Origin of the sequence: Flagellimonas aquimarina (assembly GCF_003149745.1) — a bacterium.
GTDB lineage: Bacteria > Bacteroidota > Bacteroidia > Flavobacteriales > Flavobacteriaceae > Flagellimonas > Flagellimonas aquimarina.
The window spans coordinates 903157-915224 of the sequence record NZ_QGEG01000002.1; the positions used below are offsets into that span (position 1 = coordinate 903157).

At 36.9% G+C, this 12068-nt stretch carries 12 protein-coding genes; 8 read left to right on the top strand and 4 right to left on the bottom strand.

Annotation, left to right across the window (positions count from 1 at the left end; translation table 11 throughout):
- Window positions 1-93: 93 nt before the first annotated feature.
- Window positions 94-810, bottom strand: a complete 717-nt coding sequence (locus DKG77_RS10930; protein WP_109662931.1) for a LytR/AlgR family response regulator transcription factor — start codon at window positions 808-810, stop codon at window positions 94-96.
- Window positions 811-978: 168 nt separating this feature from the next.
- On the opposite strand from DKG77_RS10930, the gene DKG77_RS10935 reads away from it, so the two are divergent.
- From DKG77_RS10935 to DKG77_RS10945, 3 genes are all read left to right on the top strand, one after another.
- Entirely contained in the window at window positions 979-2514 is a 1536-nt protein-coding gene (locus tag DKG77_RS10935; RefSeq protein ID WP_109662933.1) for a YifB family Mg chelatase-like AAA ATPase, read from the top strand.
- A gap of 181 nt (window positions 2515-2695) precedes the next feature.
- The gene (locus DKG77_RS10940; RefSeq protein ID WP_109662935.1) at window positions 2696-3571 is read left to right on the top strand and encodes a helix-turn-helix domain-containing protein; all 876 of its coding nucleotides are present in this window, start codon (window positions 2696-2698) and stop codon (window positions 3569-3571) included.
- Window positions 3572-3677: 106 nt separating this feature from the next.
- Window positions 3678-5000, top strand: coding sequence for a vanadium-dependent haloperoxidase (locus DKG77_RS10945; RefSeq protein ID WP_109662937.1), 1323 nt, complete (start codon window positions 3678-3680; stop codon window positions 4998-5000).
- 32 nt (window positions 5001-5032) lie between these two features.
- Here DKG77_RS10945 and DKG77_RS10950 read toward each other — a convergent pair whose 3' ends face one another.
- The gene (locus tag DKG77_RS10950; protein WP_109662939.1) at window positions 5033-6145 is read right to left on the bottom strand and encodes a pyridoxal phosphate-dependent aminotransferase; all 1113 of its coding nucleotides are present in this window, start codon (window positions 6143-6145) and stop codon (window positions 5033-5035) included.
- Between the two features lie 359 nt (window positions 6146-6504).
- Between DKG77_RS10950 and DKG77_RS10955 the strand changes: the two genes are divergently transcribed.
- Window positions 6505-6915, top strand: coding sequence for a hypothetical protein (locus DKG77_RS10955; protein ID WP_109662940.1), 411 nt, complete (start codon window positions 6505-6507; stop codon window positions 6913-6915).
- On the opposite strand, the gene DKG77_RS10960 is transcribed toward DKG77_RS10955, so the two are convergent.
- A complete protein-coding gene (locus DKG77_RS10960; protein ID WP_109662942.1) occupies window positions 6912-7355 on the bottom strand; it encodes a hypothetical protein in 444 nt (147 codons plus the stop codon). The two genes, DKG77_RS10955 and DKG77_RS10960, sit on opposite strands and share 4 nt — an antisense overlap.
- Window positions 7356-7536: 181 nt before the next feature.
- On the opposite strand from DKG77_RS10960, the gene DKG77_RS10965 reads away from it, so the two are divergent.
- From DKG77_RS10965 to DKG77_RS10980, 4 genes are read left to right on the top strand one after another with little or no spacing between them, the layout of a single operon-like run.
- Window positions 7537-8733: an Nramp family divalent metal transporter gene (locus tag DKG77_RS10965; protein WP_207785449.1), complete on the top strand. Its 1197-nt coding sequence runs from the start codon at window positions 7537-7539 to the stop codon at window positions 8731-8733.
- On the top strand, window positions 8734-9477 hold the full coding sequence (gene pxpA, locus DKG77_RS10970) for a 5-oxoprolinase subunit PxpA (RefSeq protein WP_109662944.1): 744 nt from the start codon (window positions 8734-8736) through the stop codon (window positions 9475-9477). It abuts the gene before it with no gap.
- Entirely contained in the window at window positions 9474-10208 is a 735-nt protein-coding gene (pxpB, locus tag DKG77_RS10975) for a 5-oxoprolinase subunit PxpB (RefSeq protein WP_109662946.1), read from the top strand. Before pxpA ends, pxpB begins: the two co-directional genes overlap by 4 nt.
- Window positions 10201-11040: a 5-oxoprolinase subunit C family protein gene (locus DKG77_RS10980; protein WP_109662948.1), complete on the top strand. Its 840-nt coding sequence runs from the start codon at window positions 10201-10203 to the stop codon at window positions 11038-11040. Before pxpB ends, DKG77_RS10980 begins: the two co-directional genes overlap by 8 nt.
- Window positions 11041-11043: 3 nt before the next feature.
- On the opposite strand, the gene DKG77_RS10985 is transcribed toward DKG77_RS10980, so the two are convergent.
- Window positions 11044-11772: a nitroreductase family protein gene (locus DKG77_RS10985; protein WP_109662950.1), complete on the bottom strand. Its 729-nt coding sequence runs from the start codon at window positions 11770-11772 to the stop codon at window positions 11044-11046.
- Window positions 11773-12068 lie beyond the last annotated feature (296 nt).

Here is a 12068-nt window from a genome sequence, read left to right on the forward strand (position 1 = left end):
ATGCTATATAAAGGGGTAATGCTATATAAAATTGATAAGCGGCGGCAATAAAAGTAAGAATAAACCTACTTATTGAATAAGCGGTAAGACGGCTTAGGATAAATAATCAATGAGTTTTTTTAGTTTCTCTTTATTTCTGCGAGAAACCATCATTTTCTCATTGTTTGTTAATACAATGGTCTCCTTCTTACTGATTAATTTTATGTAGCTAATATTAATGAGAACGGACCTGTTAATTCTAAAAAAACCTTTATCGGATAACAATGTATCGTAGTATTTAATAGGTTGTGAAATAAAATGTTTTTCCCCTTTTAAATGAAAACAAGTAAAATTTCCGTCAGCCACGCATTTTATTATTTCGCCCGTTCTTACAGCAACGTGTTCTCCACCTTTTGGTAATAATAATTTGATGTTGGGGTTATATGAAATATGAGGTAATTCCTTTTTGAGTTTAGTGTTTTGTCCTGCTACCAAATTGATAACATCATGCATTTTTTCTTCACGAAACGATTTTAATATTAAAGAGATTGGAGATTTTTCAGAAATCATGTTTACATGCTTTTTAAACCCATTTGTAAAGAATATTTTATAGTCTAAAAAATGTACTCTTTTTAAAACATCAAAAGCATCGCCATCTTTTAGAAAAAAGCTTATAAGAAGAATATCAGGATCTAGCTTATTTATAATTTTTATTGCATGTTTAATGGTGTCCGTATGGTCTAACACAAGGATAACAGGGAAGGACTCTTCTAAAATTTGGGTTAAACCAACTAAGGACTCCAAATCTCGGTCAATGATGACAATTTTCATAAAGTAGGATAAATCTTACATTGGGGATATTAAAAATATTAAGTAATTTTTGGTTTCAATGCTATTTTGTGAAATAATTATATTTTTACGGTCTTGATTTTTGGATAAAGAATAAAACACTCCATAATCGTTTCTTACCTCAAAACATTTTGGACTTAATTTTTTTGGATGCTTATAAAAGTATACGGCAGTGCTGTCTTTGGGGTACAGGCCACCACAATTGTTGTAGAGGTAAACGTAAATAAAGGAATTGGTTACCATTTGGTAGGTCTCCCTGATAATGCCATAAAGGAGAGCAATTATCGAATTGCGGCGGCGCTTCAGAACAATGGGTATAAAATTCCTGGAAAGAAAATCACCATTAACATGGCCCCGGCCGATTTGCGAAAGGAAGGTTCTTCTTATGACCTTACTTTAGCTTTGGGAATACTCGCAGCTTCAAATCAAATACAATCTAAAGATATTGGGAAGTATCTAATCATGGGAGAATTGTCCTTAGATGGTGGGGTACAACCAATAAGAGGAGCTTTGCCCATTGCCATAAAAGCACAAGAAGATGGCTTTAAAGGGTTTATACTTCCAAAGGAAAATGCAAAAGAAGCAGGCATTGTGGGAGATTTAGAAGTTTATGGGGTGGAAAACATTAAAGAGGTCATAGACTACTTTGATAGGGGTAAACTTTTAGAGCAGACCAAGGTAAATACAAGAGAAGAGTTTTTTAATTGTGTGAACTTTCCTGAATTTGATTTTTCAGATGTAAAAGGGCAGGAAAGTATAAAGCGTTGTATGGAGATTGCCGCGGCAGGAGGGCATAATATTATTTTGATTGGACCGCCGGGAGCAGGAAAGACCATGCTGGCCAAACGTTTACCCTCTATTTTGCCACCAATGACCTTACACGAGGCATTGGAAACTACAAAAATTCACAGTGTTGTAGGAAAAGTAAAAAATATGGGATTGATGAGCCAACGTCCTTTTAGAAACCCTCACCATACCATAAGCAGTGCGGCTTTGGTTGGTGGGGGCAGTTATCCTCAACCAGGCGAGATATCATTGTCACATAACGGAGTTTTATTTTTGGACGAACTCCCAGAATTCGAAAGAAGGGTGCTAGAGGTAATGCGCCAGCCCATGGAAGACAGAGAAGTAACCATATCAAGGGCAAAATTCACGGTAACGTATCCAAGTAGTTTTATGCTTGTTGCTAGCATGAACCCTAGCCCAGGAGGGTACTTTAATGATCCAGATGCTCCGGTAACTTCTTCCCCAATTGAAATGCAAAGGTATTTGGGTAAAATTTCAGGACCATTATTGGATAGGATCGATATTCACATTGAAGTTACTCCAGTACCGTTTGAAAAGTTGTCAGAAGAACGAAAAGGAGAAAGTAGTATTGAAATTCGGAAAAGAGTCATTGCAGCTAGGGATATGCAAACCAAAAGATTTTCTAATTTGGAACACGTGCATTACAATGCACAAATGAACACCAAACAAATTAGGGAGTTTTGTGTTCTGGACAATGCTTCAAAAGAACTACTTAAAAACGCAATGGATCGCTTAAGTCTTTCGGCCAGAGCTTATGACAGAATTCTTAAAGTAGCCAGAACAATTGCTGACTTAGATACCGGCAAAGATATCTCAACGAATCATATATCCGAGGCAATTCAATACCGCAGTCTAGATAGAGAAGGATGGTTGGGCTAGTTTTAACCTAACAATTATTCTTGGTGGAATCCAGTATAATCATCTGGATAGGCGGGAAAATTCCAACGATTCATAATTAGGGTATATGGTTCATTTGTAAATAGTTAAGATTTACTATCTTAGTGATGATTAGGTACCCCCAACTTATTCCGTTCTATATTATTAAGAATTTGCTTCAGGTATGGAGATAATTGACTTTTACAAATTTGTAGAAGGGAATCCTTTGTTCAGGCAGATGTCGGTGGATGATGTTTTGTTCACCGCTTATGATTGCCCTTTAGAAGGATCTCCGGTGGACTATTCTACGGAAAAGAATTATTTCTGTTATGTTTTTGTTGGTGGTGGAAGATGGAAAACGCCAACTGAGGAGTATACGTTGAAAGCTGGAGATGCAGCTTTTTTAAAAAAGGGGGTGCATCGTGTTTTTAAAATACTCAATGGGGATTTTTGTGCTTTGTTGGTTTTTATGCCAGATGAATTCATAAGTTCTGTTCTCAAAAATGAAACAGATTTAAACATTGATGAAGTACTGGAGGAGCAAACAGATTCTGTAATTCCATTGGAGTTGAATGAAAGCTTATTATATTACTTCAATTCATTGATGAGTTATTTTTCGCAGTCATCTCCACCCTCTAAAAGTTTGCTCAAAGTCAAATTCAAGGAACTTATTGTCAACATAGCAACAAGTGGAAATAATCCCCTTGCTACAAGATGTTTTAAAGAAATTGCCGCTCCTGGCATGATGAAGTCTTTGAAATTGGTAATGGAAGAGAATTTTATTTTCAATTTAAAATTGAAGGATTTTGCGAAGTTATCTAACCGCAGTCTGGCAAGTTTTAATAGGGATTTTGTCAAAACGTACGAAACAACCCCGGGTAAGTGGCTGAAAAGGAAACGCCTCAATTATGCAAAATACTTGTTGGAGACCACAGATCTAAATATCAACGAAATAACGGTTGAATCTGGTTTTGAAAATACCTCCCACTTTATACGCATATTTAAGGAACATTTCAATAGTGCTCCTTTGACATTCAAAAAACAACAGTTGATTAAATGATGGTCCAAACTTTTGTTGAGTTTTTTAGAATATCATTTGATACGCTGAGCATATTTTGACTTCTAACAATTCCTTACTATTGTATGTACATCTAACAGAAATAGATATGGGACACATGTATAGACCATCAAAAACCCTTTTTCTAATAATTATCCTCCTTTTAGAGAGTTGCTTAACAGAAAAAGAGAATAAAACCAACTATTCAGGAGAGATTGTAAGTGTCTGGAACAAGAAAGTGATTGATTTTGCAATTGCTGAAGACGGTTTGTTCACATTGAAAGGTGTTCGCACCACCTCAATGATGCATGTGGCAATGCATGATGCTCTCAACGCGATAGTGCCCAAATATTCTCACTACGCCTATAAAGAAGGTGGGGCAGATGCCAATCCAATGGCAGCGGTTGCTCAAGCAGCATACGAAGTGGCAGTCAATGAATTTCCTGACCAAAAAAAAGAGTTGGACGGTATGTTAGACTACTGGTTGAGCATGGTTAGGGAAGGAGGCTCAAAAAACCAAGGAATACGTATCGGGAAGGCTTCAGCTACTGCAATCTTGAAAATGCGCAACAACGATACATGGAATGAACAGTCGGAATACATGTGGCATCCTATGGCACCTGGCGTTTATGCAGAATTCAACGAGCATAGTGGCACTCCTGAGGGATTTATCTTTGGTGCTGGATGGTCCAAGGCAAAGCCCTTTTTATTGAAGAGTTCCGATCATTTCCGATCTCCACCACCGCCTGAAATTAATAGTGATAGCTATACGCAAGCCTTTAATGAAGTAAAAGAAGTAGGCGCCACCTTAAGTTCAACAAGAACCCAAGATCAAACGCACTTTGCTATGTGGTGGAAAGAATTCATTGAAATATCCTTAAATAGACTGGCGGGAGACCTAGTGCAGAAGGAACAGATTGACCTTTGGACTGCAACAAGGTCATTTGCTTTGTTAAACATGACGATTTACGATGCTTATGTCTGTGTTTTTGACAATAAGTTTTATTATAACCATTGGAGACCCTATACAGCTATACGTTGGGCGGCCAATGATGGTAATCCAGATACCGTACCGGATACAACTTGGAATACGTTACATAACCACACCTATCCATTTCCTTCATACCCTTCTGCACATGGTACAGGAAGTGGTTCAGGTATGACAGTACTGGCTAAAACATTGGGCTTTGACGATGATTATTCATTTATTATGACAGTCCCCGAAGTGGAAAGCTCAGGACCAATGTCTGATAAAGTAAAAATGGACCCACCGCAGCGTTCATTTAAAAGTTTCTCAGAAGCAGGTCTTGAAGGTGCTATGTCCAGACTTTATTTGGGAATACATTTTAGATATGATTCGGAAGAGGGGAATAAGCTTGGTGTCAAAATTGGGGAATATGCATGCCAAAACTTTTTGAAGCCTTTGGAGTAGTCTGGATTGAGAAGGGCGGTTGGGCTAAGGTTTTAAGCCATAACTTTCTTCAATGCTTGTATAAAGACCTCCATTTCTTGCATGGTTCCGGTACTGATTCTGGCCCAGTTGTACATTGGAGGAAATGGTCTCCCAATTAACACATTTTCCTTTTTCATAGCAGCATTCACCTCTCGGATGTCCATACCTGTTTTAAAAAAAACAAAATTGGTGTGAGAAGGGATGTATTCTAAGCCCATTTCTGAGAAATTACGATATAAATAGTTTTTGGCTTCGGTGTTCTTGATTAGACTAAATTTGTAGAAATCATCATCTTTTAGGGCCATTTTGGCTGCCTCGATAGCTAGAATATTTGTATTGGCCATAACACTGGATTTTAATCTATCTGCTATATCGGGCCTAGCCACAAGGTAGCCTATACGAAGCCCGGCCATACCATACACTTTTGAAAAAGTCTTGGAAACAATGATATTGCGCCCTTTTTTGACCAACTCTACCATAGAAGGATACTCAGGCTCTGTAATAAAATCATAGTAGGCCTCATCGCTAAATATCATGGCTTTGTTGTCCATTGATGTGCAAAAATCCGATAACTCTGATTTGTTCAGAAGTGTTCCAGTGGGATTATTGGGATTACAGATAAAAATAAGTCCGGTTTTATTGTTGACCCTTTTGGACATTGCCTCTAGATCATGTTCCATATTTGCATTTACAGGAACACGGTGTACATGCGCTCCAAAGTTTTCTGCATAGCGCAACATAGCTTGAAAAGTAGGATCGGCAGCAATAAGTTCTCTGCCACCAAGACCGTATGTAAGTCCGGTAGCGTGGAGTCCTTCGGTTGAACCACCAGTTACTACAATATGATTTTTTGAAACACCTTCCTTTTCTGCAATCATTTCTACCAGCTCCGACAATGCTTTGAAAGGATACCGGCACGCCACATCAAAACTCTGTGTTATTGCCGCCCTAACTTCTTTAGAAGGCCCAAAAGGATTTTCATTGGAATTCAGTTTCACCATCCCATTGACCTTAAAGGGTCTTGCTTCAAAATCCCGTGCAATAGTATCTAATGGCCCCAAAATAGCAAAACCACTGGAGAGTCCAACGGTTTTAAGCCAATGCCTTCTATCTATGTTTTTCATGCCCAATTATTTATGTTTTAAAAGGTACAAAAAATAAATAATGACACTCTGTAAAAGGAGTTGAATAATAAGGCCTTGCCTTAACAAAATGGTTGTAAAGGATAAGATTGAAGACTTGTTTATTTTTGAGAAGCCATAATCTTAAGGCAATGGCATGATAGTGATATAAAACGCAAGTTTATAACAATATAGGTGAGAACAACAATTATAAATAACTTAAGTCTTTAATTTTCAATTTCTTAAGCAAACCATAAAATTTGACTTAAAGTATCAAAAATTAAGTTAATTCTATCTTTTCCTCATACTTTAAGTGAGCCTTTGTTCTATTTTTGCGCCCGTTTTCTTAAAAAGATTATAGTATGCAATGTGTGGAATTAAACCCCATAGGAAATTTTGATTCATGGGAGCAGGAGAAGATAGATGAGTTACTCCACCAAGAGATAACCCAATCACTTGGAGAGCGATTGGTATTTGAAAATGAAAGTGTTAAACTCTGGGATTTAAACCTTAATCCGGGGGAGCGTATACCTTTTAGACTACACAATACCAATTACAGTTGGGTTTGTACTACAGGAGGCTTGGCATTGACGCGTCACGGCAATGGTAAAATAAACATGGTTAAACTAGACCAAGGAGATACCGAGTATTGGGAGTTCAAAGGTAAAAATTACATTAATGATTTAGAAAATATAGGAGAAGACCGCATTGTAATCAATATTTTGGAGTATAAAGAAAACAATGTTGGTAAGCAGCTATTGTTTTCTGACTAAATAGCTTTGATATTCGCCCTTAGACCGGTAATTATCCCTAAGATATTTTCTACAGTATCTTCTAAATAGTATTTTACGGCCAAATGAGGTATCCTCACCGTTGTGAATCCATTTTTAAAAGAATGCATGGCTTCCTCTAAGTCGTTTATCGCCTGTTCGTGGGTAATCATGTTATAGTCTTTGTCAATTTCAATATTCAGTTTTACCCTAGAAATTGCTATGTCTACAGATTTTTTTCCATCCCACCATTCCAACATAGGATTGGCTCCAGCAACTTTTAGCGCGTAAAAAAGTTGAACGGCCTCAACAGAGGTATTGTTATCAAGAATGATTTTTTTAATCAATCGGGTGTGTCTCTCGCAGAGCTCAACGCCTAAAGAATCTACGGATTCCTTGTGTTGTTGGTACCCGATAGTTTTATCGCAGTCCTTACATGTCATGAGTATCGGTCAAGTTTAGGTCAATTATTTGATTTGGGACTATTATAACTTATACATTTTCATATTCGTATAAAAAATCGATATAAAACACACCATTTTTAGATGAAATGCATTTTTTTGGACGAAATGCATTATTTACTATAAAACCTTTAATTTGGAGAACGAAAAAATACTAATAAACATGTTTAAGAAAATAGGCCCAGGAGTATTGGTTGCTGCTGCCTTTGTAGGCCCAGGAACAATTACCGTTTGCACTTTGGCTGGAGTCCGTTTTGGTTACACGCTTATTTGGGCTGTATTATTGTCCATATTGGCAACAATGATACTTCAGGAAATGGCTGGTAGGATAGGGGTAGTATCTCAGAATGGCCTTGTTGATGTCATCAAAGATGAGTTAAAAGTCAAGTGGATAAAAAATACGATAATTGGGATAGTTCTTGGAGCAATACTGATTGGCAATGCAGCATACGAAGCTGGTAATATTGGTGGAGCTACCCTCGGACTTGAAGGTTTGTTTGGACAAAAGGGATTAGCTTCTTTCTACCCACTCATTATTGGTGGTTTTGCATTCCTCCTTTTATGGTTCAGCAGTTATAAAACACTCGAAAAAATATTTGTTGGACTTGTAGGGGTTATGGGTATCTGTTTTGTCGTAAGCGCAATTTTGACCAAACCTTCAATATCCGAAATTGTAAAAGGTACATTTGTTCCAGGACTACCAGAAGACAGTCTGCTAATGGTAATTGCATTGGTTGGTACAACAGTAGTGCCCTATAATTTGTTTTTGCACGCATCATTGGCAAAAGAAAAATGGAAATCTAAAAACGAGCTCAAAGCGGTAAAATGGGATACTATAATATCAATTGCGTTAGGAGGATTAGTGTCTATAGCAATACTCATTACAGCCTCAGCAGCACCATTACAGGATGTTTCCAATGTAATGGATATGGCAAAAGGCCTAGAACCTTTATTTGGTAAATCGGCAATTTACTTTATGGGCGTTGGTTTACTAGCTGCAGGAATAACATCTGCAATAACTGCGCCGCTTGCAGCGGCTTTTGTAGCAAGCAGTTGTTTTGGTTGGGATGAGGGAATGGGAAACAAAAAATTCAAGCTAATATGGTCGTTAGTGCTATTTTTTGGTGTTTTTTTCCTGTCTTTTGATATAACACCTATTCAGATAATACAGTTTGCCCAAATAGCCAACGGTATATTACTTCCTGTAATGGCAATACTTCTTCTTTGGATTGTGAATAAGAAAAGTATTATGGGAAATCATAAGAACTCGTTAATTCAAAATGTATTGGGGTTTATAATCGTTGGATTTGCCATTTTCTTGGGAACAAAAAGTATACTAAAAGTAATAGGTTTGTTTTAGATGGAGAGTTGGAGCATAAATATTAATTGTGATGTTGGTGAAGGCATAGGCAATGAGGCTGAATTGTTACCATTCATTAGTTCATGTAACATAGCCTGCGGCGGACATGCTGGAGATGTATTGAGCATAACCCAAATAGTAAAACTGGCAAAAACTCACCAGGTTAAGGTTGGGGCGCATCCATCATATCCAGATACTTCTAATTTTGGTAGAGAAGTAATGACGATTCCAAATTCAGAATTAGGACAGAGCATATTAAAACAAATAAGAATGTTTGATGAAGTTCTTAAAAAGGAAAAAGTAGAATTTCATCATATTAAAGCACACGGTGCTTTATACAATGAGACCGCCAAGAATGAAAAACTTGCTGAACTTTATCTAGAGACCATAAGCAAATACAGAAGTAAGGTTTATTTGTATGTCCCATTTGGGTCAGTTATAGCAGGCATTGCAAAAAAAAAAGGCTTTAAACTGATGTATGAAGCTTTTGGAGATAGAAATTATAACAAGGACCTTAGCCTTGTCTCAAGAAAACTAGATAATGCCCTCATTCAACAGCCAGATAAGGTGCTACATCATATTTTGCCAATCATAAAGGAAGGGACCGTAAAAGTAGTAACTGGGGAGGAAATAAAAATAATGGCAGAAACCATCTGTATTCATGGAGATACGACTTCTGCATTAGAAATATTGATGTATCTTTCTAAAGAATTACCCAAATACAGGGTAGAACTACAAAAGTGAAAAGTTACCCCATTAACATCAAACCATATGGCCAAAGAGCGGTTCTCATGGAATGGCCCAACAAGGTGGAAGAATCCATTTTAGAAGATATCCTTCAATTTGTCGAATGTTTCAAAGCTCTTAATTTACCCAATTGGGAGATGTCTGCGGCTTACAACTCATTAACTTTGGTCAATTTTAGAGAAGAAGTCGACTTTGAGAACATTAATGAATTGATTTTGGAGTGCTATTCAAAAAGAATGGATTCCAAAGTTAAAAATGAGAGATTTTTATGGAAGATTCCTGTATGTTATAATATTGATTTTGGAATCGATATAGAAGAGGTTTCCAAAACACTTAAGCTGTCCGTTAAAGAATTAATAGAACTACATACTTCCTTTGAATACATGGTTTATGGCATTGGGTTTTTACCTGGTTTTATGTATTTGGGAGGGTTGCCCGAAGCATTGGAAATTCCAAGACGAAAAGAGCCGAGGTTATCTGTTGCCAAAGGTTCCGTAGGTTTGGCAAGCAAGCAAACAGGCATTTATCCCCAGGATTCACCGGGTGGTTGGAACATAATTGGGAGTTGCCCAATACCCATCTTTAACCCTAAATTGGAAAAGCCCTGTTTTGTTAATGTTGGAGATAAGATACAATTCTATGAGATATCCAGAGCAGAATATGATTTGCGCAAGATTGAAGGAGAAGTTGGCATATATAAACCTGAAAAGATTGCTTTAGATGCTTAAGGTTTTAAAATCGGGATTTTTTACTAGTATACAAGATTTAGGCAGGTTTGGCTATAGGGATATGGGAGTTCCTGTTTCTGGTGCTATGGATAACAATTCGGTAAAGAAGGCGAACCTACTCCTGGATAATGAACCTGATGCTGCGGTTATGGAAATAACAATGACAGGACCAACCTTATTGTTTGAGGCGCCTACATTTATCTGTCTGTCAGGAGCTTATTTATCCCCAACCCTTAACAATGAACCTCTGGACAACTACAAGGTCATAAAAGTGTTAAAAGGAGATATTCTTTCTTATGGTAAACTTGTAAATGGATTTAGAAGCTACTTGGCCATAAAAGGAGGTTTCCAAACGGTAAAAGTTTTAGAGAGTCGGTCTCAGTATTTTCCAGTAACAAAGTACAGATGCCTTAAGGATAGAAATGAAATCGATTTTAAAGAAACCGTTTCTTTTAGTCCTACAATTTCAGAAATTAAAATGGAAAGCCATTTTGATTTGGATTATTTGGAAGTTTACAAGGGGCCAGAGTTCTCTATTTTATCTGATAACCAATTAGCTGCTCTTTTTTCAAAAACTTTTTCTGTATCAAAAGAGAACAATAGAATGGCTTATCAGCTTTCCGAACTTATTGAGGGTCATAAAACTTCGATGTTAACTTCTGGGACATTGCCGGGAACCGTTCAGTTTACACCAGCCGGAAGGTTGATTATTTTAATGAAAGACGGTCAGACAACAGGGGGTTACCCTAGGATATTGCAGCTTTCTGAAGCTTCCATAAATGTGCTGGCACAAAAAAAGTTTGGAGATACTTTTTCTTTTAAGCTTCTATGAAGGCTATAATTGTTTGTAAACCTCTTCAAAAGGAATTCTAAAACGAGAGCCATATATTCCTTTTTCATCACGTACACCGCAACCAATGACCATGTTTATTTCTGAACTCCTAGGTAAACCTAAAGCACGTTTTACCAATAGGGTGTCACTACCTTCCATTGGACAAGTGTCATAACCTTTGGCAGCCATACTGATCATGAAATTTTGGGCAGCCAACCCTGCACTTTTGTGGGCAACAATTCGCATATCCGATTTTCTAACCTGGCGATAGGTAGGCTTAAAAAAACCAACTATTTGGAAAATAATATACTTTAACCACCCAAAAACTCCTAAAAAATCAAAATAGACAGTTGGAATAAGTTTTTTGTAGTATGCAAGAGCAAACTTTTCTCTAGCGGTATATTCTTCTTTTGGCTTTTCACCAAAGGAGGATTCAAGAAAACTAAGATTGGATTTTGCTCTTTTGCGCCATAGATCTTTTCTAACCACTACAACCACAATTTGTTGTGAAGTTTTAGCGGCATTTTGCCCTAAACAGGCTTTAGTCAGTTTTTTTAAAACATCTTTTTTGGTAATATGGTAAAATTCCCAAAGTTGCATATTACTGCTGGTTGGAGCCAAAACGGCATTTTCAATACATTGCTTTACTATATTGGAATCTAATTCAATGTCACTTTTAAAAATACGAACCGAGCGTCTATGCTGAATGGCTTGGGTAACTGTTTTTTCCATATGGCTAAAGATACCTAAATGTAGTTTCAATTAAATATTTTTTGTATCATTGAGTCGTGAGAGCAAAAAATCTGATTAATAGCGTGGTCATTATTATTCCAAGTTTGGAGTGATACAGCTATACTATTAATTTAAAAAGCCTGTATCCAAAACGATACAGGCTTTTTTTATGCAATCTGCACAACTAATGGATATGGGATTTTAAAACAGTTTAACTATCTGATAGACAATTAAATATGCGATTATTTTTTCAAATGAATTTAGAACACGTATTACTGTTAAAATTATTGGGTTTT

Excerpts from the sequence above, each read along its gene's own strand:
- DKG77_RS10930 (WP_109662931.1), bottom strand. The coding sequence starts at position 810 with ATGAAAATTGTCATCATTGACCGAGATTTGGAGTCCTTAGTTGGTTTA.
- DKG77_RS10935 (WP_109662933.1), top strand. The coding sequence starts at position 979 with ATGCTTATAAAAGTATACGGCAGTGCTGTCTTTGGGGTACAGGCCACC.
- DKG77_RS10940 (WP_109662935.1), top strand. The coding sequence starts at position 2,696 with ATGGAGATAATTGACTTTTACAAATTTGTAGAAGGGAATCCTTTGTTC.
- DKG77_RS10945 (WP_109662937.1), top strand. The coding sequence starts at position 3,678 with ATGGGACACATGTATAGACCATCAAAAACCCTTTTTCTAATAATTATC.
- DKG77_RS10950 (WP_109662939.1), bottom strand. The coding sequence starts at position 6,145 with ATGAAAAACATAGATAGAAGGCATTGGCTTAAAACCGTTGGACTCTCC.
- DKG77_RS10955 (WP_109662940.1), top strand. The coding sequence starts at position 6,505 with ATGCAATGTGTGGAATTAAACCCCATAGGAAATTTTGATTCATGGGAG.
- DKG77_RS10960 (WP_109662942.1), bottom strand. The coding sequence starts at position 7,355 with ATGACATGTAAGGACTGCGATAAAACTATCGGGTACCAACAACACAAG.
- DKG77_RS10965 (WP_207785449.1), top strand. The coding sequence starts at position 7,537 with ATGTTTAAGAAAATAGGCCCAGGAGTATTGGTTGCTGCTGCCTTTGTA.
- pxpA (WP_109662944.1), top strand. The coding sequence starts at position 8,734 with ATGGAGAGTTGGAGCATAAATATTAATTGTGATGTTGGTGAAGGCATA.
- DKG77_RS10980 (WP_109662948.1), top strand. The coding sequence starts at position 10,201 with ATGCTTAAGGTTTTAAAATCGGGATTTTTTACTAGTATACAAGATTTA.
- DKG77_RS10985 (WP_109662950.1), bottom strand. The coding sequence starts at position 11,772 with ATGGAAAAAACAGTTACCCAAGCCATTCAGCATAGACGCTCGGTTCGT.